General features: G+C 68.2%; 17 protein-coding genes and 2 tRNA genes. 12 read left to right on the forward strand and 7 right to left on the reverse strand.

From position 1 onward, the window contains the following. Positions 1-62: 62 nt before the first annotated feature. A complete protein-coding gene (locus MLE43_RS09730; protein WP_243303532.1) occupies positions 63-1,295 on the forward strand; it encodes an amidohydrolase family protein in 1,233 nt (410 codons plus the stop codon). A 4-nt stretch (positions 1,296-1,299) separates the two neighbouring features. Further along, positions 1,300-2,982: a DNA repair protein RecN gene (locus tag MLE43_RS09735; protein ID WP_243303533.1), complete on the forward strand. Its 1,683-nt coding sequence runs from the start codon at positions 1,300-1,302 to the stop codon at positions 2,980-2,982. 43 nt (positions 2,983-3,025) lie between these two features. On the opposite strand, the gene MLE43_RS09740 is transcribed toward MLE43_RS09735, so the two are convergent. Both MLE43_RS09740 and der read right to left on the reverse strand, forming a co-directional pair. Further along, positions 3,026-5,455: a M4 family metallopeptidase gene (locus tag MLE43_RS09740; RefSeq protein ID WP_243303534.1), complete on the reverse strand. Its 2,430-nt coding sequence runs from the start codon at positions 5,453-5,455 to the stop codon at positions 3,026-3,028. A 415-nt stretch (positions 5,456-5,870) separates the two neighbouring features. Next, positions 5,871-7,451 (reverse strand): ribosome biogenesis GTPase Der, encoded by a 1,581-nt coding sequence (gene der, locus MLE43_RS09745; protein WP_243303535.1) that lies wholly within the window; start codon positions 7,449-7,451, stop codon positions 5,871-5,873. 115 nt (positions 7,452-7,566) lie between these two features. Between der and MLE43_RS09750 the strand changes: the two genes are divergently transcribed. Next, positions 7,567-7,911, forward strand: a complete 345-nt coding sequence (locus tag MLE43_RS09750) for a hypothetical protein (protein WP_243303536.1) — start codon at positions 7,567-7,569, stop codon at positions 7,909-7,911. 126 nt (positions 7,912-8,037) lie between these two features. Here MLE43_RS09750 and MLE43_RS09755 read toward each other — a convergent pair. Together MLE43_RS09755 and MLE43_RS09760 are read right to left on the reverse strand one after the other, a co-directional pair. Next, positions 8,038-8,114 (reverse strand) — tRNA-Asp (locus tag MLE43_RS09755). 29 nt (positions 8,115-8,143) lie between these two features. Next, positions 8,144-8,219 (reverse strand) — tRNA-Val (locus MLE43_RS09760). 195 nt (positions 8,220-8,414) lie between these two features. Here MLE43_RS09760 and MLE43_RS09765 point away from each other — a divergent pair. The 8 genes from MLE43_RS09765 (at position 8,415) to MLE43_RS14880 (ending at position 15,198) form a co-directional block, all read left to right on the forward strand. Beyond that, complete coding sequence (locus tag MLE43_RS09765; protein WP_243303537.1) at positions 8,415-8,927, forward strand: ATP synthase F0 subunit B; 513 nt, start codon at positions 8,415-8,417, stop codon at positions 8,925-8,927. Positions 8,928-8,935: 8 nt separating this feature from the next. Next, on the forward strand, positions 8,936-9,667 hold the full coding sequence (locus tag MLE43_RS09770; RefSeq protein WP_243303538.1) for an ATP synthase F0 subunit B: 732 nt from the start codon (positions 8,936-8,938) through the stop codon (positions 9,665-9,667). Then, the gene (gene atpH / locus MLE43_RS09775) at positions 9,664-10,206 is read left to right on the forward strand and encodes an ATP synthase F1 subunit delta (RefSeq protein ID WP_243303539.1); all 543 of its coding nucleotides are present in this window, start codon (positions 9,664-9,666) and stop codon (positions 10,204-10,206) included. The genes MLE43_RS09770 and atpH overlap by 4 nt, the downstream gene beginning before the upstream one ends. A 52-nt stretch (positions 10,207-10,258) precedes the next feature. Continuing rightward, the gene (gene atpA / locus MLE43_RS09780; protein WP_243303540.1) at positions 10,259-11,827 is read left to right on the forward strand and encodes a F0F1 ATP synthase subunit alpha; all 1,569 of its coding nucleotides are present in this window, start codon (positions 10,259-10,261) and stop codon (positions 11,825-11,827) included. Positions 11,828-11,831: 4 nt separating this feature from the next. Continuing rightward, the gene (gene atpG, locus MLE43_RS09785) at positions 11,832-12,713 is read left to right on the forward strand and encodes an ATP synthase F1 subunit gamma (RefSeq protein ID WP_243303541.1); all 882 of its coding nucleotides are present in this window, start codon (positions 11,832-11,834) and stop codon (positions 12,711-12,713) included. Positions 12,714-12,832: 119 nt separating this feature from the next. Continuing rightward, entirely contained in the window at positions 12,833-14,254 is a 1,422-nt protein-coding gene (gene atpD, locus MLE43_RS09790; protein ID WP_243303542.1) for a F0F1 ATP synthase subunit beta, read from the forward strand. Positions 14,255-14,316: 62 nt separating this feature from the next. Then, entirely contained in the window at positions 14,317-14,739 is a 423-nt protein-coding gene (gene atpC, locus MLE43_RS09795; RefSeq protein WP_243303543.1) for an ATP synthase F1 subunit epsilon, read from the forward strand. Between the two features lie 96 nt (positions 14,740-14,835). Further along, positions 14,836-15,198: an Hpt domain-containing protein gene (locus MLE43_RS14880; protein WP_275976150.1), complete on the forward strand. Its 363-nt coding sequence runs from the start codon at positions 14,836-14,838 to the stop codon at positions 15,196-15,198. A 5-nt stretch (positions 15,199-15,203) separates the two neighbouring features. Here MLE43_RS14880 and MLE43_RS09810 read toward each other — a convergent pair whose 3' ends face one another. The 3 genes from MLE43_RS09810 to MLE43_RS09820 all read right to left on the reverse strand — a co-directional run bounded on the left by MLE43_RS09810 (position 15,204) and on the right by MLE43_RS09820 (position 17,318). Continuing rightward, the gene (locus MLE43_RS09810; protein ID WP_243303544.1) at positions 15,204-15,965 is read right to left on the reverse strand and encodes an MBL fold metallo-hydrolase; all 762 of its coding nucleotides are present in this window, start codon (positions 15,963-15,965) and stop codon (positions 15,204-15,206) included. A 78-nt stretch (positions 15,966-16,043) separates the two neighbouring features. Further along, positions 16,044-16,583: a hypothetical protein gene (locus tag MLE43_RS09815; protein ID WP_243303545.1), complete on the reverse strand. Its 540-nt coding sequence runs from the start codon at positions 16,581-16,583 to the stop codon at positions 16,044-16,046. Between the two features lie 138 nt (positions 16,584-16,721). Beyond that, the gene (locus tag MLE43_RS09820) at positions 16,722-17,318 is read right to left on the reverse strand and encodes a hypothetical protein (protein ID WP_243303546.1); all 597 of its coding nucleotides are present in this window, start codon (positions 17,316-17,318) and stop codon (positions 16,722-16,724) included. A 92-nt stretch (positions 17,319-17,410) separates the two neighbouring features. Between MLE43_RS09820 and MLE43_RS09825 the strand changes: the two genes are divergently transcribed. Further along, entirely contained in the window at positions 17,411-18,454 is a 1,044-nt protein-coding gene (locus tag MLE43_RS09825) for a tetratricopeptide repeat protein (protein WP_243303547.1), read from the forward strand. Positions 18,455-18,478: the final 24 nt, after the last annotated feature.

Consider the following 18,478-nt stretch of genomic DNA (forward strand, 5'->3'; position numbering starts at 1 on the left):
GAGCCGGCGACAATGGGATGCGCCGCCGCCGGGGATCCCATGGGCGCGGCCGACGGGGACCCATGCAGCGCCGCTTCGCACCCATCTTCGACCGCCATTCCCACGTGAGCCTCTACGCGGCCCTGGAGGGCTGCCTCGATCTCTCGACCTGCGTGGATCCGGCCTCGGCCCTGGCACGGATGCGCAGCCTGCCGGAGGATCGGCTCTCCCTGGTGCGGGGCTGGCACAGCGGGCGCCTGCCCCTGTCGGAGGCCGACCTCGCCGGCCTGCCACCGCTGCTCCTGGTGAACTTCAGCCTCCACGGCCTGGGTCTCAGCCCCGGGGCCGCCCGGCTGCTCCGGGACGCGGATCCGGAGCTGGTGGCGCGGCACGCCGATCCCGCCTGGTGCGAGCGGAACCTGGACCGGCTCCTGGTCCTCTTCGGCCGGACGGCGGGCCTCACGGCCGCCAAGTTGGAGACCTGGATCCAGGGTCTCGAGGCGCTGGGGGTGGGCGCGGTGGAGGATCTGCTCCTCACGGGAGAGGCGGCCTGGCGGGTGGTGCGGGCCTCCCGGTGGACGGACCGCCTTCCCTGGTGGACGGTTCCCGCCATCTTCGACACGCTGCCCGCGGAGGCCCAGGCCGAGTGCGCGGGGCTGAAGCTCTTCACCGACGGGGCCCTGGGCGCCCGCACGGCGGCTCTGGGCGAGCCCTTCCGGGGCGGCGAGCCAGGCCTGCTGCTGTCCGCCGACGAGGCTCTGAGCCAGGCGCTGGCGACGCACCATGCCCGTGGCAAGGCGCTCGCCATCCATGCCATCGGCGATCGGGCCATCGGGCAGGTGCTGGCCGCGCTGGAGGATCTCGACCGGCAGGGCCTCCGGTTCCCCCAGGTCCGCCTGGAGCATGCCCAGTTCATCACCGAGGCTCAGGCCCGCCGGGCCCGGGACCTGGGGCTGGTGCTCTCCATGCAGCCGAACTTCTCCAGCGACAGTGTGGACTACGCCGACCGCCTGGGCCCGGACACGCTGGCGCAGAACAATCCCTTCCGGATGCTCATCGACCGGGTGGGATTCCGGCCGGGCCACGACCTGATCTTCGGCTCGGACGGCATGCCCCACGGCCTGGCCTACCCGGCCCAGTGGAGCCTCTTCCCGCCCTTCGAGGGCCAGCGCCTGAGCCTGGAGGAACTGCTGGCAGGCTACGGGCCGGCGCCGGGGGGCCTCCCCTGGCGCGAGGTCCGGATCGATGAGGGGGCCCGGAGCGTCCAAATCCTCCCATCGGGCTCCGTGGCCGGGTCCTGCCCTCCGCTAGACTGATCCCATGCTTTCATCCCTCAGAATCCAGAACCTGGCCCTGGTGGAAGACCTGTCTCTGGATTGGGGACCGGGCTTCACGGTGCTGACGGGCGAGACCGGCGCCGGCAAGTCGCTGCTGGTGGATGCGCTCTCACTGCTCGTGGGCGCCCGGGGCGACGGGGAGCTGGTGCGCCATGGGGCCGAGCGGGCCACGGTGGAAGCCGTGGTGGAGGGCCGCTTCGAGGCCTGGCGGGCCTTCCTGGCCGAGCGGGGCCTGCCCGAGGAGCAGCCGGTGGTGCTGCGCCGCGAGGTGGGACCGGGCCGCAGCCGGGCGTGGATCAATGGCGCCAGCTGTTCTCTGGCGGACCTGCGGGAGGCGGGCCGCCTCTGGATGCGCCTCACCAGCCAGCACGACCACCAGTCGCTGCTGGGCGAGGAGCGGCACCTGGCGCTCATCGACGAAGTGCTGGGCATCGAGCCCGCCCTGGAGCCGCAGGCCGCCGCCGTGCGCGAGGCCGAGGCCGCCCTGAAGGCCCGGCGCCGCAGCGAGGCCGAGCGGGAGCAGCGCCTGGAGCAGCTGGCGGAAGCCCTGGCGGACCTGGAGAAGCTGGCGCCGAAGCCCGGCGAGTGGGCCCAGCTCAAGGCCGATCGCGAACCCCTGCGCCACGCCGTCCATCTCGAGCAGGCCTTCCGCGAGGCGGCCGAGGCGCTGGACGAGGGCATTCCCAAGGTGGAGCTGGCCCACAAGGCCCTGGTGCGCGCCGTGGCCCACTGGCCGGATGCCGTGGCCGAGCAGGACCGCCTGCGCTCCGCGGTGCTGGAGCTGGAGGACCTCCTGGCCCTGGCCCAGGACCAGGCCCTGCGCTGGGCCCAGGCCGGGGCCGACCGCATCGAGGCCATGGAGGCCCGCCTCGCCCTCTACGAGCGCCTGGCCCGCCGGCACCGCTGCGAGCCGGAGGAACTGGCCGCGCGCCAGCAGGCCCTCAAGGACGAGCAGCGGGCCCTGCTGGCCGGCGATGTCTCGGTGAAGGAATTGGAAAAGGCTCTGGCAAAGGCCGCGGAGGCCTACCGGCAGGTGGCCGAGGCCTTGCACGGGCGCCGGGGCGAAGCCATCCCCAAGCTGGAGGCCGAGGTGCAGAAGCGCCTGGGCCGCCTGGGGATGAAGGGGGCGCGGCTCCAGCTGCGGTTGGCCCTCGCGGAGGAATCCGGCAGCCCCGTCCAGCAGAGCGGCCGCCCGGTGCGCGTGGCAGCCCAGGGGTTCTCGGCCCTGGCCATCTGGATCGAGCCGAACCCCGGCGAAGGCTTCCGCCCCCTGGCGAAGATCGCCTCCGGCGGCGAGCTGAGCCGCCTCATGCTGGCCCTGGTGGGAGCGGGCCTGGCCCTGGGCGCGGGCGTGAAGGATGGCCTGACGCTCGTGCTGGATGAGGTGGATGCGGGGCTGGGCGGCGAGACGGCCCTGGCGGTGGGCAAGGCCGTGGCGGAACTGGGGAAGGCCCACCAGGTGCTGGCCGTGACGCACTTGGCCCAGGTGGCGGCCCGTGCCGATCGGCACGGACGCCTGCACAAGGAGACCGAAGGCGGCCGCACCCGCAGCGCCATGGGCTGGGTGGCGGGGGAGGCCCGCAACCGCGAGCTGGCGCGGCTCCTGTCCGGCCATCCCGACCGCCCCGAGGCCCTGGAACACGCCAAGGTGCTGCTCGAAGGATGAAAAAGGGCCGCCCGGAGGCGGCCCTTTCCGTGGTTCGTCCGGACTACTTGACGCTCACATCGTCGATGACGAAGGAGGTCTGGAGGCTGCTGTCCTCCACCGAGTAGAAGCGGAGGCGGATGGTCTGGCCCTTGTAGGCGCTGAGGCTCAGCGACTGCTGGGTGTAGCCCGTGTTCTTGTTCAGGTTCGAATAGGTGGCCAGGGTGGCCAACACGGTGCCGGAGGTGTTGAGGACCTGCACCTTCATCGTGTCGTAGGCGGTGGTGGTGGTGGTTTCCGCCGTGTCGATGTGGAGCCAGAAGGTCAGGGTGCCGGTGGCGGTGCTGGGGATGGCGATCTGCTGGTAGACGTAGTCGGTGTGCGCGGAGCCGTAGCCGCACATCCAGGCATCGGAGGAGCCGCCGTGGGCGGGCTCGCCAGTGAAGGTGCCGATGACGCCGGAGGTCTGGGTCCAGCTGGTGGCGCCGCTTTCGAAGCCGCCGTTCAGGATCAGCTCGGCCCCGGAAGTGGTGTTGGACACCGTGAAGCTGACACCGGTGCTGGTGCCGACGTTGCCTGCGGCGTCATAGGCCTTGGCCGTGAGCGTGTGCGTGGCGTTGGTCAGCGTGGTGCTGTCCAGGGTCATGGTCCAGGGGGTGGCGGTGTCCGTGCCCTTCAGGACGCCGTCCACGTAGAACTCCACCTTGCTGACGCCCACGTTGTCGGAGGCGGTGGCGGAGAAGGTGATGGTGCCGCTGGTGCCGGACTCCGTGACCGAGACGGTGGGAGCGGTGGTGTCGGTGGAGCCGCTGGTCCACGCGGAGCCCACGTTGATGCCGTGGAAGGCGTTCCACACGGCCTGCTCTTCGGCGCCGCCGGCACCGTAGAGATCCTTGGCGGCGCTGATGGCGGCGGTGCGGGCCGCGGCGTAGTTGGAGCTGGAGGTCAGATAGACCGTGAGGGCCCGGTACCAGATGGCGGCGGCCTTGTCGTTGCCGACGCCCGTCATGCCGCTGGGCAGGTAGGTGGTGCTGGTGTTGCCGCTGGTGGTGGCGCCCTGGCTCAGAAAGTAGAAGCAGCGGTTCATGGGGCCGCTGGAGTAGTGCACGTCCAGGTTTCCGATGGTGGAGGACCAGGCGTCGGGGCTGGAGCCGTCGAGGCTGGGCTTGTACATCCAGCGCAGGGGATTGGTGGCCAGCTGCTCGCCGATGGTCCAGTTGCCGCCGGTGCTGCCGATGGTGGAACCCGAGCCGCCGCGGGCGTAGAACTCGATCATGGTACCGAAGATGTCGGAGTTGGCCTCATTCAGGCCGCCCGACTCGCCGGAGTAGGTCAGGTTCGCGGTGCGGGCGCAGACGCCGTGGCTCATCTCGTGGCCGGCCACGTCGAGGGCGGTCAGCGTGGTGAAGCTGGTGCCGTCGCCGTAGGTCATGCAGAAGCAGCTGTCGGACCAGAAGGCGTTGTCGTAGCCGTTGCCGATGTGGACCCGGCTGTAGGTCGCGGTGCCCGCGGCATCGATGCCATTGCGGCCATAGACGTTCTTGTAGAAGTCCCAGGCCTTGATCATGCCGAACATGGCGTCCACGGCTGCGGTCTCGCCGTTGGCGGCGGTGGTGGAGCTGCCTTCCACGTAGTTGGCGCCATCACCCCAGGTGTTGTCGGCGTCGGTGTAGAGCGTACCCGTCGCGGTGCTGCTGGTGGAGGCGTGGGCCATGTTGGTGACCACGTTGTTGCCGAAGGAGCCGCCGCTGCCGCGGGTCATGTCGCGCAGCTCGTAGGTGCTGCCAGTGTAGTTGGTGGGCAGGGAGACCGTGCCGTTGTACTGGCTGTTGCCGGTACCCGTGGCGGCGGAGGTGTGCAGGGTGTTCCAGCTCTTGAGGATGGCGCCGGTGTGGGCGTCCACCAGGTAGTCGGTGTGCTTGATTCCGTCCTGGTCGTTCTCGAGCTCGGTGTGGATGTGGTAGGCCAGGGTGTAGCGGAGCACCTGGCGCGACACGTCCTCGGCGTTCAGGTCCGCGGCGGCGCGGCCGGAACGGCGCACGACCTCGGCCACCTCGGGGTAGACCACCAGTTCGGAGGTCGGGGCGTAAGCGTAGGCGCCCTTGGGGGCGAGATCCTGTTGGGCGACGGCGAGCGCCTCGGCGCTGCCGAGTGCGGGAGTCACGTTGAGCTGGATGCCCTTGAGCAGGGCGTTGGTGAGCGGGAGTTCGGCGCCATCCTGGCCTGTGTGGGTGATGGCGTCACCGCCCCACACCTTCACGCCCTTGTAGGTCTGCTGGAAGTGGGCGTGGGCCTGACCGAGCTGGTCGGTGTGCGTGCCACGGAGCAGGAACGCGTGGTCGCCGTCCAGGCCCAGCTGGGCGCGGCTGGCCAGCAGGCGCTGAGTGGCGGCCTCGGCGCGCGGGGACTCCTGCGGAAGGCGCGCGCTCAGGGAGCCGGCGGCAAGCGCCGCGGTGAGGAAGGACAGGGCCAAGCGGCCCGTGGAGAACGCCATGGAGAACTCCTTAACTTGAGGGGGGCACTCCCGTTTCGCGGAGGCGAAGGCAGGAGGCAAGGTTGGGGAAGAAAGATCGGGAAGGCCGAATCAGAGTCCCCGCCGCCCGTCAACCCCTCAAGTTAAGGCTTGTTAATTTTCTTGAGAATCAGTTCTATCTGGTTTGATGTAAATTAAACCATTTTATTGCAGTGATTAATAATCAATCTAAAAGTCGTATTTGAATGTTTTGGTCAAGGAACCCGGCGAACGACCCTGCCTCCCTTAGAGGGCGAAGGAAACCCGTTCCAGGGTCCCGAGGTCCGAAGAACGAGCCGCAGCAGCCGGGCCATCGTGGCGCTCTGGATGGCCTGCAGGGGCGCCATGCCGTAGTCCACGAGATGGCGGAAACCCATGACCATGACCTTGGACGGGGCTAGGGCCGCTTGGTGGACTTCTGCCGGACCCGCTTCGGTGGCGCGCCGGGCCCCTTGCGCGGGGCCTGCTTGGCGGCGGGCTTGGGGCCTTCCTTCTTCTTCGGCCTGGGGCGGGCCTTCACCTTGTCCACCCGCTGGGCCTGGAGCGACTCGTTGCTGCGGGAGGGCTTGAGGCCCTCGCCGGGGTCCAGGATGCGGCGCACGGCTGCGACTTCGGCCTCCTCGCCTTCGCCCTTCTTCTTCTTCTGGACACTGAGGCGCAGGGGCACGCCCGCGAGGCCGAACTGCTCGCGCAGGCGGTTCTCCAGGTAGCGCACGTAGCTGAAGTGCAGCCCGCGGTCGGTGTTGGCCTTCACCACGAAGCTGGGAGGCCGCACGCCCACCTGGGTCATGAAGTAGAGCTTGGGCAGCTTGCCGTCGATGGCGTGGGGGCTCATGGCGGCGACGGATTCCCGCAGGAAGCGGTTCAGCTCGCCCGTGGGAATGCGGCGCCCGTGGGCCTCCGCCAGCTCGTCGATCATGCCGAACAATTTGGACACCCGCTGTCCAGTGAGCGCCGAGAGGAAGATCATGGGCGCGTGGTGCAGGAACCCCAGGCTGCGCCGCAGGTCCTCCTCGGCGCCGTAGATGGTGTGGGTGTCCTTCTCGACGAGATCCCACTTGTTCACGACGAGGATGACGGCGGCGCCGGCCTCCTGGGCATAGCCGGCGATGACGGCGTCCTGGTGGGTGGCGCCTTCCACGGCATCCAGCAGCAGCAGGCTGACGTCGGCCCGGGCCATGGCCTGCTTGGCCTTCAGGATGCTCAGCTTCTCGGCGCCCTCGTGGGTCTTCCCCTTCTTGCGGATGCCGGCCGTATCGATCATCCGGTAGACCTTGTCCTTCACGTGGAAGACCGTGTCCACCGTGTCCCGCGTGGTGCCGGCCACCTCGCTGACGAGGCTGCGCTCATAGCCCAGCAGGCGGTTCGTGAGCGAGGACTTGCCGACGTTGGGGCGACCGATGAGGGCGAAGCGCAGCTCATCGGCAAGGGAGTGGCTCTCCGCCTCCTCGGGCGTCCGGTGGAAGGGCAGGCGGGCGCGAAGGGCTTCGATCAGCTCGGGGACGCCGGCCCCGTGGGCGGCGGAGATGGCCAGCACTTCGTCGAAGCCCAGGCCGTAGAAGCCGGCGTCGGGGGCGCCCCCCTTCATGCCATCCAGCTTGTTGATGACGAGGAGGATGGGCTTGCCCTGGCGGCGCAGGCGCGCGGCGATCTCCTCGTCCCCGGCGGTGAGGCCGTCGTGGCCATCCACCAGCAGGATGGCCGCGTGGGCTTCGCCCAGCGCGGCTTCGGCCATGCGGGTGATGCCCTGGGTGATGACGTCGTCACCCTCGAAGTCGAGGCCGCCGGTGTCCACCAGTTCGAAGACCTCTTCGGCCGCCCCGTCCTCGCTGAGGCAGGTGACGCGGCCGTAGCTGCGGTCGCGGGTCATGCCCGGCAGGTCGTGGACCAGGGCCGCCCGGCTGCGGGTGAGCCGGTTGAAGAGGGTGGACTTGCCCACGTTGGGGCGTCCGCAGAGGGCGACGAGCGGCAGTTTCATATCTGTTCCAAGCCTTCCAGTCTATCGGTTCAGGCGGGAAAAGACAGGGAAGGAATGGAGACGTTCCATTCAATCCGCCCTAAGCTAGGGTGGAGAAATCCGACGAGGTGCCTTCATGAAGAGGATTCTGGCTGTCTTCCTGGTCGTGGCCGCCCTGTTCACCGTGGGCTACTATCTCTCGACGGGCCGCCTGCCCTGGGTGGCGCTCTCGACGGAAGAACAGCAGGTGATCGACCTGGGCGAGGAGTTCGCGCGAGTTCGGGAGCAGTGGCAGGCGGCCGGACGGACCCAGGCGCTGGGGGTGGATGCCTCCAGCCAGATCGAGGGGCCGCTCGCCAACCTCGAGCGCATCGACCGGGAGCTGGCGGAGCTGACGCCCCAGCTGAAATCGACCGAGGCCAAGAACCGGGCCACGATCCTGCGGAGGGACATCGCGGCGTTCAAGGGCGAGATGAGGTAGGAGGGGCGAACCGCGCCGTTCTCCGCCTTCTGCGCCGACCCATGCCATCGGGGGCTCGAACGCATCCCCGTCGGCCTCGCGCTTCAGAACGAAAAAAGGGTCCCGCATGGGACCCTTTTTTCGTTCTGGCGGGGCTGACGGGGCTCGAACCCGCGACCTCCGGCGTGACAGGCCGGCACTCTAACCGACTGAGCTACAACCCCTTGCTTTTCCTGCTTTTCACCAGACTAGCTGGTGGGCGATGACGGGCTCGAACCGCCGACATGCTGCGTGTAAGGCAGCTGCTCTACCGACTGAGCTAATCGCCCGAATCGCCGAACCACGATCCTCACACAGGACGCGGGAGGGGTCAAGGCCAAAGGTCTGCATTGAGGGTTTCCGGCTGATCTGGTAAGGTTTTCAGACTTCCGTGCCAGGGGTTCCCGCGGACCTTTCGCTGGTGTCGGTGTGACCCTGGCCGATTCTTTCGGCCGTGGCCTTGGGATGTTTCTGGAGGGTGGCCTGTGGCGCTGCTGGAACTGGCGAATCTGACGCTCCGATCACCGGAAGGGGACGGCCCCGTCGCGCGCATCCTGGCTCAGATGCCGGATCCCATGCGTCCCGACCTGCCGGCCATCCTGTTCGTGATCGTGCTGCTCGTGGTGCTCTACCTCTACCTCCGGGTGGTGTTCTTCAAGCCCATCACGCAGGTCATGAACGATCGGGAGCGCGACCTGAACGCCGGCGGGGACGCCAAGGCCCAGGCGGCGACCCAGCTGGAGGCCCGGCAGAAGGACTACCAGGGCCGCCTGAAGGACCTCCGCGCCCAGGCCTTCGCCCGCCGCAAGGCCCTGGCGGATGCCGCGGGCAAGGACAAGCAGCGGCTGCTGGATGAGGCCCGCGCCAAGGCCCAGGCCGAGCGCCAGGCGGCGGTCGCCTCCCTGCAGTCCCAGCAGGCCGAGGCCAAGCAGAACCTGCTGGCCCAGGTGGACGCCCTGTCCGAGGCCATGGCCCAGACCCTTCTGAAGCAGGCCTGAGCATGACGATGCTGACCCAACTCTCCCTCGCCGCCGCCCTGGCCCTCAGCCCCCTCGGGCTCGCGGCCCAGGCCCACGACACCCACGAGGCTCCCGCCGCCGAGAAGCACGAGGCCCCGGTGGCCGGGCATGAAGCCCCGGCCGCGGAGGGCCATGCGCCCGAAGCCCACGGCACGGAAGCGGCCGGCCACGAGGCCCACGGGGGCGCCCACCACGGCCCGGCCATGAAGCTCTTCGGCAAGGAATACGGCAACCTGGGCGCGTTCGTCGTCCAGCTGCTGAACTTCGCCATCTATGGTGCGGCCCTGTTCTTCCTGCTGAAGGGCGCGCTGTCCGCCATGTTCAAGTCCCGCAAGGAGGAGCTGGAGACCCTGCTCGCCCAGGCGGAGAAGGACAAGGCCGAGGGCGTGGCCCAGATGAAGGAGATGGACGCGAAGATGGCCGGGCTGGAAGCCGAGCTGGCGGGCATCCTCGCCAAGGCCGAGACCGACGCCGAGGCCGAAAAGCAGCGTGTGCTGGAGGCCGCCAAGGCCGAAGCCGCCCAGATCCTGGCGCAGGCCCAGGCCGAGATCGGCTTCCAGAAGCGCCAGGCCGAGCAGGAACTGCGGGCCCTCGTCGCCGAGCTGGCGGTCGAAGGCGCCGCCAAGCGCCTCGAGGCGAAGCTCCAGGGGCCTGAGGCGGCCCAGGCCGTCGACCGGGCCATCCAGCAGATCGGCCAGCAGACCGGGGGGATCCAGTGAGCAACCGCCTGACCGCCCGGCGCTACGCCAAGGCCCTCCTCCAGATCGGCGACCAGCAGGGCAACGTGCCCCAGCTCCAGCAGGAGCTGGACACCGTGGCCGCCACCGTGGCCGCCAACGCCGACCTGTCCCGCCTGGTGGCCTCGCCGCTGGTGCTGCCCACCAAGAAGGCCGAAGTGTTCGAGACCATCCTGGCCAGCGCCAAGGTCAGCCAGACGCTCCGCCACTTCTTCCGGGTGGTGGCCGAGGCCGGCCGCCTGAACCTGCTGGCGGACATCCGCCGCACCTTCGCGGACCAGGTCGATGAGCGCGCCGGCATCGTCGAGGCCAAGGTCGCCAGCTCCCAGCCCCTGAGCGACGCGCAGTCCAAGGCCCTGGTGGCTTCGCTGGCCGCCCGCACGGGCAAGACCATCCGCCTCTCCTGGCACCAGGATCCCGCCCTTCTCGGCGGCCTGAAGGTCCAGGTGGGCTCCACGGTCCTGGACGCCTCGCTCCAGGGCCAGCTCCGCCAGCTCAAGACCCAGCTGCTTTCGGCCTAGTCCGCTTCGGCATCTTTACCTTTCGCTTTCACCCGCAGGTTTGGAGGACTTCATGGACATCCGCGCGGAAGAGATTTCCCGCATCATCCGCAGCCAGATCGAAGGCTTCGACGCCCAGGTGGACGTGGCCGAAGTCGGCACCGTCATCAGCGTCGGTGACGGCATCGCCCGCGCCTACGGCCTCGAGAAGGCCATGGCCGGCGAGCTGCTCGAGCTGCCCCACGGCGTGATGGGCCTTGCCTTCAACCTGGAAGAGGACAACGTCGGCATCATCCTGCTGGGTGACGCGGCCGCCATCAAGGAAGGCGACACCGTCAAGCGCACCGGCAAGATCATGTCCGTGCCCGTGGGTCCCGCCTTCGTGGGCCGCGTCATCGACGCCCTGGGCAACCCCATCGACGGCAAGGGCCCCATCCAGGCCGCCAAGACGAACCCCATCGAGCAGATCGCTCCCGGCATCGTGGACCGCAAGAGCGTGCACGAGCCCATGCAGACGGGCCTCAAGGCCATCGACAGCCTGATCCCCATCGGCCGCGGCCAGCGCGAGCTGATCATCGGCGACCGCCAGACCGGCAAGACCGCCGTCGCCGTCGACACGATCATCAACCAGCGCGACACCGGCGTGATCTGCATCTACGTCGCCATCGGCCAGAAGCGCTCCACCATCGCCCAGGTGGTGAAGACGCTCGAGGAATACGATGCGATGAAGCACACCATCGTGGTGGCAGCCAGCGCCTCCGAAGCCGCCCCGCTGCTCTTCCTGGCCCCCATGACCGGCGCCGCCCTCGGCGAGTACTTCATGTGGCACGGCCAGGATGGCAAGCCTGCGGGCAAGGACAACCCTGGCGGCCACGTCCTCTGCATCTATGACGACCTTTCCAAGCAGGCCGCGGCCTACCGCGAAATCTCCCTGCTGGTGCGCCGCCCTCCCGGACGCGAGGCCTACCCCGGCGACGTGTTCTACCTGCACTCCCGCCTGCTGGAACGCGCCTGCAAGCTGAGCGACGAGCGCGGCGCGGGTTCGCTGACCGCCCTGCCGGTCATCGAGACCCAGGCCGGTGACGTGTCGGCCTACATTCCGACCAACGTCATCTCCATCACCGACGGCCAGATCTTCCTCGAGAGCGACCTGTTCAACGCGGGTGTCCGGCCCGCCGTGAACGTGGGCATCTCCGTGAGCCGCGTGGGTGGTTCGGCCCAGGTGAAGGCCATGAAGTCCGTGGCCGGCACCATCAAGCTCGACCTCGCCCAGTACCGCGAGCTGGCGGCCTTCGCCCAGTTCGGTTCCGACCTGGACAAGGCCACCCTGGCCCAGCTCAACCGCGGCCAGCGCCTGGTGGAGATCCTGAAGCAGGGCCAGTACCAGCCCATGCCGGTGGAGAAGCAGGTGATCAGCATCTGGGCCGCCACCAACGGCTACGTGGATGATCTGCCGGTGCCCCAGGTGCGGCGCTTCGAGGCCGAGTTCATGGCCTTCCTCGACGTGAACGCCCCCGAGGTGCTTCGCGGCATCCGCGACACCAAGGTGCTGAGCGATGACGCCAAGGCCCAGCTCAAGGCCCAGGTGGCGGCTTTCAAGGAGACCTTCGTGGCCTCCCTGAACCAGACCGCGGGAGCCTAGTCCGATGGCCGGTCTCCAGGACATTCGCCGCCGCATCCGGTCGGTGAAGAACACCCAGCAGGTCACCAAGGCCATGAAGATGATCTCCGCGGTCAAGCTGCGGAAGTCTCAGGAACGCCTGGTGGCCCTGCGCCCCTACGCCGGCAAGATGATGGAAGTCGTCCGCCGCGTGGTGAGCCGCATCAAGGGTGATTCCGAGATCCAGCCGGGCCCCGCCGCCCAGGCCTTCCTGTCCCCCCGCGAGGAGAAGCGCATCCGCGTGGTCCTCGTGGCCTCGGACAAGGGGCTCTGCGGCGGCTTCAACGCCAACGTGCTCAAGGCCGCCAACGCCTTCGCGGCGGAAACCACCGCTGAGATCGTCCACCTGGATGTGGTGGGCAAGCGCGCGGCCGAGTGGGCGCGCAAGCGCAACCTGACCGCCGCCGGAGAGTACCTGGGGATTCCCCTCACGGGCTTCCAGCGCGTGGTGACCGAGATCTCGGAAGGCGCCGCCGCCCAGTACCACGCCGGCGAGATCGACGCGCTCTATGTGATCTACAACTACTTCAACAGCCCCATGTCCCAGACGCCCACCGTGTTCCGGGTCTTCCCCATGGAACTGGACCGGCGCACCGAGGGCCGCGAGGCCGTCGAGGTGTCCCACCTGCTCGAACCGGATCCCAACGCGGTGCTGGAGACCCTGCTGCCCCGCTTCGTGGAGACGGAACTGCTCCGTAACCTTCTGGAGAGCAGCGCCTCCGAGCATGGCGCCCGCATGGCGGCCATGGACAAGGCCAGCAACAACGCCGGCGAGATGATCGCCAAGCTGACCCTGACCATGAACAAGATCCGCCAGGCCGGCATCACCAACCAGATCATCGAGATCGTGTCCGGAGCAAATGCCTGAGACCGCGAATTTCGCGAACGTTCGCGAATGAAACGGCCCTTTGAACCATCCGCAGTCCCCACCAGCTCTTCTTCGCGTCCATTAGCGCCATTCGCGGTTACTTCTTTTCCGAGGTCCCCATGTCAACCACCCTTCAAGGCCGCGTGATCGCCATCGTCGGTCCCGCCGTGGACGTCGAGTTCGACAGCCACCTGCCCGAGATCATGAACGCGCTCCACACCGAGATCGCCGGCGTCACCGTGACGCTGGAGGTGCAGCAGCACCTCGGCGAGAACCGGGTGCGCTGCGTCTCGATGCAGCCCACGGAAGGCATGATCCGCGGCCAGATCGTGACCGACACCGGCAAGGCCATCAATGTGCCGGTGGGTCCCGAGACCCTGGGCCGCATCATCAACGTGGTGGGCGATCCCGTGGACGAGCGCGGCCCCATCGGGCACAAGATGACCCTGCCCATCCACCGCGAGGCCCCCAAGTACGAGGAGCTGAACACCACCTCCGAGATGTTCGAGACGGGCATCAAGGTCATCGACCTGCTGGAGCCCTATGCGAAGGGCGGCAAGACGGGCCTCTTCGGTGGTGCCGGCGTGGGCAAGACGGTGCTCATCATGGAGCTCATCAACAACATCGCCAAGGGCCACGGCGGCTACTCCGTGTTCGCGGGCGTGGGTGAGCGCACCCGCGAGGGCAACGACCTCTGGCACGAGATGATGGATTCGGGCGTCATCGACAAGAACGACCTGTCCAAGAGCAAGGTGGCGCTCATTTACGGCCAGATGACCGAACCCCCCGGAGCCCGTGCTCGCGTGGCGCTCACCGGCCTCACCGTCGCTGAGTACTTCCGCGACGTGGAAGGCAAGGACGTGCTGCTCTTCGTGGACAACATCTTCCGCTTCACCCAGGCGGGCGCCGAAGTGTCCGCGCTGCTGGGCCGCATGCCCTCCGCCGTGGGCTACCAGCCGACGCTGGCCACCGAGATGGGCGAGCTGCAGGAGCGCATCACCTCGACGAAGAAGGGCTCCATCACCTCCGTGCAGGCCGTGTACGTGCCCGCGGACGACTACACCGATCCCGCGCCCGCCACCACCTTCGCCCACCTGGACGCCACCACGAACCTCTCCCGCGAGATCGCGGCCCTCGGCATCTACCCCGCCGTGGATCCCCTCGCGTCCACCAGCCGCCTGCTGGATCCCCGCATCCTGGGCGATCACCACTACAACACTGCCATGCGCGTGAAGCAGATCCTCCAGAAGTACAAGGAGCTGCAGGACATCATCGCCATCCTGGGCATGGACGAGCTGTCGGACGACGACAAGCTCATCGTGGCCCGCGCCCGCAAGATCCAGCGCTTCCTCAGCCAGCCCTTCTTCGTGGCCGAGCAGTTCACGGGCATGCAGGGCAAGTACGTGAAGCTGGAAGACAGCATCAAGGGCTTCAGCGAGATCTGCGACGGCAAGTGGGACCACCTGCCCGAGCAGGCCTTCTACCTCGTCGGCACCATCGAGGAAGCCGTCGAGAAGGCCGAGAAGCTCGCCGCCGTTTAGTTCTGTCTTTCTCCAACTCGGAATCCGCGCGAGCGGATTCCGAGCCTTGAAAAGAGCTTGCCATGTCTCAATCCATCAAACTGGAAGTGGTGACGCCGGAGCGGCCGGTCTTCTCGGCCGAAGTCTCCGAGGTGCAGTTCCCCACGGCCGCCCGCGGCTACTACGGCATCCTGCCGGGCCACACGCCCCTGATGACGGAAGTGGGTGACGGCCTGCTCTACTATGTCCAGGACGGGCAGAAGCACTGGCTGACGGTCTTCGGCGGCTTCGCCGAGGTGGGTCCGGACCGGGTCACGATCCTGGCCCGGGAAAGCGAAACCGTGGACATGATCGACTTGGAGCGGGTCGAGGCCGATCGCCAGCGGGCCCTCAAGCTCCTGAAGGAGGCCCACACGGAGCATGATCTGGCCAGCGCCCAGGCGGCTCTGGATGCCAGCCTCATCCGCCTCCAGGCCGCCGGTCATCCGGCGGGTCACGGCTTCTGACCTTCCCGTTCCTCTCGTACCGCCTTCCCGCCCGACCTCATGGACCCGCCTCGGGGGGCCGATGAGGTCGGGTGAAGACTGTTTGATGGAGGGGCCTTGCCCGGCGACCCGCTTCCTGTGATCGATCCCCAGCCCCTCCGGGACCTCCTGGACATGGGGGCGGAACCGGGCCTGGTGGGAGAACTGATCGGGCTGCTCGAGGGGGACGTTCCCGTCCGGCTGGCTTTCCTGCGGACGGCCCTGGCGGCCTCGGACCGGGAGGCGGCCCTGCCGCAGGCCCACCAGCTGAAGGGCGCCCTGGGCACCATGGGGCTTCAGCGGTTCGCGGGCCTGGTCCAGCAGCTGGAGGGGCTCCTCCGGGAGGCGCAGTGGGAGGAGGCGCGCCGCCTCCTCGACACCTTCCCCGTGGCCTATGAGGAGGCCCTGGCTGCGCTCCGCTCAACCTTCCCGGAAGCCTGAAGGCGTCACCAGGCCAGCCGCTCGTCCTGCGCCAGCAGGCTGATCCGCGGGTCACCCAGGGCCTGCAGCTGGGGCAGCATGGTGGCCTTGTCGCCAGGGGTGAGGTGGTAGACCCGCACCGGCACGTCGCGGCGGAGTTTCTTCAGTTCGGCGCCGAGGGCGGCGGGGGTGAGGTGCTTGGAGGCCTCGGCCAGCCAAGCCTGCTCGTTGGGAAAGCTGGCCTCGGTGATGACGATCCGCAGGTTGGGCGTGGCATTGGCCACCTCCCAGATCTGATCGGTCTCGGCGGTGTCGCTGGTGAAGATGAAGGCGTCCTTGCCGTCATCCACCTTGTAGCCCACGCAGGGCACCAGGTGGTTCACCCGGATGGGCGTGATGTGGAGGCCGCAGACATGATAGGTGCGCCCGGGTTCGATCTCGGTGTACCGGATGGTGGGATCGTTGGGGCTGGGGATGACGCTGAAGTCGGGCCAGAGCTCGTCATTGAAGAGGTGCCGGCGCAGCGCATCGAGGGTCTCGGGCAGGGCGTGGATCTCCACCGCTTCGTGGGTGTGCCCGAAGATGTTCTTGGTGAAGAAGGGCAGCGTGCAGATGTGGTCCAGGTGCGAGTGGCTGAGGAACACATGCTGGATCTGCACCTGCTCCTCGACCGCCAGGGCAGCCGTGATGGAGCCGGCGTCGATGGCCACGCAGCCGTTCACGAGCAGCCCCGTCAGGCGCTCGCCTTCGGCCTCCCCGCCGCTGCAGCCCAGGACCCGGAGTTCCATCGCCCCTCGGTGAATGAGCCTTCATCATACGGAAAAGGGACACCCGGAGGTGTCCCTTTCACGCATGGCCATGGGGATCTAGAAGCGGATGCCGCCGTAGACGCCGATCTGCAGCTTGGGCCCAAGCTCTTCATCGGTGAGTGGAACTGCTACCTCGAGGCCGATGAAGGGCTTCACGATGGGTGTGGGGAAGGCGTAGCCTGCGTTCACACGGGCCCAGGGACGGCTGTAGGTGTGGGAGGAGGAATAGACGTTGGTGATCGTGCGTGTCTCGAAGCGGTAATCCACCCCCGCACCGAAGGCGACCAGGGCCTTGAAGTTGAACATGGCCCCGACGGCCCAGTATTCATTTCCCAGTTTGGTGGGGACCAGGAAACCATTGGGCTTGAGCTCCGTTTCGGCCTTCGGCTGGTAGGCGGCCGTGACCTGGAACAGAGCCGGGCCGAAATCAATCAGGGAGTAGCCGGCCCGCGCGGCGACGACCGTTTTGTCCTCGGCCTCGACTTTGGGGACGGTGTCCCGGGACTGGTAGGTCTGCCGGGAGACATTGAGGCCCAACTCGAAGCTCTGGGCCGCAAGAGGCGCCACGAGGAGCAGGGGCAGGACAAGCTTCTTCATGGTCAGGCTCCAGGGGGAGAGGCGGGTAAACTTTACCCTATCCTCCTGGAACGGGGGCGTCGAGGTCCTATTTCGGACCCGCAAACGAAAGGGATCCCGTTCAAGGGATCCCAGTGAAGCGAGGGTCTTCCAGGGGCATCAGAAGCGGATGCCGCCGTAGATCCCGATCTGCACCTGGGGGGCCAAGGCCTCGCTCAGGTCCTTGTAGGTGCCCGTGGCGTCCTTCTTGGTGAGGGGCGCGGCCACCTCCAAGGCGAAGAACGGGCTCACGATGGGCGTCGGGATGCTGAAGCCCACGTTGATCCGGGCCCAGGGGCGGCCCAGGGTGCTGTCGGTGTTGGTGCCGCTGGAGGGCCGGAAGGTGAGGCTCTCCGTGCGGTACTCCACACCGGCGCCCACGTTCACGAAGAGCTTCCAGTTCACCATGGCGCCTACGGCCCAGTACTGGTTCTCCAACTCGCCGTACTTGGTGCCGCCATAGGTGAGGTCGCCGGTGGTCTTGTTGTGCCAGGTGGCGTTCAGCTGAAGGGCGGCCACTTTCAGGTCCACCACATCGAAGCCACCCCGGAGGGCGAAGCCCGTGGGGCTTACAGCATCATACTTCTGGCCGGTACCGAAGGAGGCCGCCTGGGCCTTGCCGACCTGCTTGTCCACGAGCACACCAAGTTCGCCGGCAGCAGCTGGTAAAGCGGTCAGCGCGGTCAGCGCCGAGAGAAAGAGCAGTCGCCTGCGCATGTGGTCCCCCGATTCGGCAGATAGGGCATCATCGGGCCTGAATCAGGTGCGGTCAACCTCCAACGGTGCAGTGGTTTTGTTAACCTCAGGTCATGCGGGCCCACCTTCGCTTCCTGATCCTGGACGGCTTCGACCCCGACACGGGCGAGCTGGCCCTGCGGGTCGCCTTCCAATCGGGTCCCGAACCGGGCCTGGACCTGATCCGCCTGCGCCTCCACCTGGGGAGGGCGGGCAGCCCGCTGGAGCCCCTCAGCCGCCAGCTGCGGACGCACGTGCAGATGCCCGTGCCGCCCCTCTGGGAGCATGGCCTCCGCACCATCATCCATGCCATCGAGGAGGAACTGGCCGAATCGGAGGGCCGCAACCCTCTCCGCTACCTGTGGGTGAAGACCCAGCTGCTTCACCCGGCCGAGGCGGCGCGCTCCACGCCGAACCACCCCGTGGCGCGACAGGTGGAGATCCTGCGGGACTGGGCGAACCGGCTGGATCAGGAGGGCCAGACCCTCCGCGCCGCCGAGGTCCTGGATCGTCTGCTCCTCCTGGCCCCCAAGGACGTGGCCAGCCTCGCCTACCTGGCCGGCTTCTTCCGGGCCCAGGGCATGGCCGAGGAGATGGCCGCGGTGGCCGAGCGCTGGACCCGGGCCGAGCCCGGCCGGATCGAGGCGCAGCTGCGCCTGGGCGAGGCGCTCCTCCGCCTGGGCCGGGCACGGGAGGCCCGGGCCGCCTTCGAGGCGGTGCTCAAGGCCCAGCCCGTCCACCTCCTGGCCCACCTCGGCATGGCCCAGGCCCTGGGGATGCTGGGGGGGAACCCGTTCCCCCACCTGGATGCCGCCCAGGAACTGGATCCCGCCGCCGCCGCCTCGGTCCTGCGGGAGACCTTCGACTACCGGCTGCTGGAGCCGCCGGCCGGGGACCGGGTCCACCCTCTGGACGCCCTGCCGCCCCTCCTCGGCGTGTCCGGCGCCGAGGTCCAGGATTTCCTCCAGTTCCTGGGCCTGCCCCTCACGGGGCCGGAGGGCACCGTCCGCGAATCGGAGCTCGCCCGGTGGGCCGGAGTGATGAACCGGTACGCCCTGCTGCCGGGGGGGCTCAACTGGTCCGCCCCCACCCCCAGGCGCCTGCCGGATCTGGTCTAGGGCTATCGGCTATCAGCTGTCAGC

The sequence above is a fragment of the Geothrix oryzisoli genome, assembly GCF_022808865.1.
GTDB classification, from domain to species: Bacteria; Acidobacteriota; Holophagae; order Holophagales; family Holophagaceae; genus Geothrix; species Geothrix oryzisoli.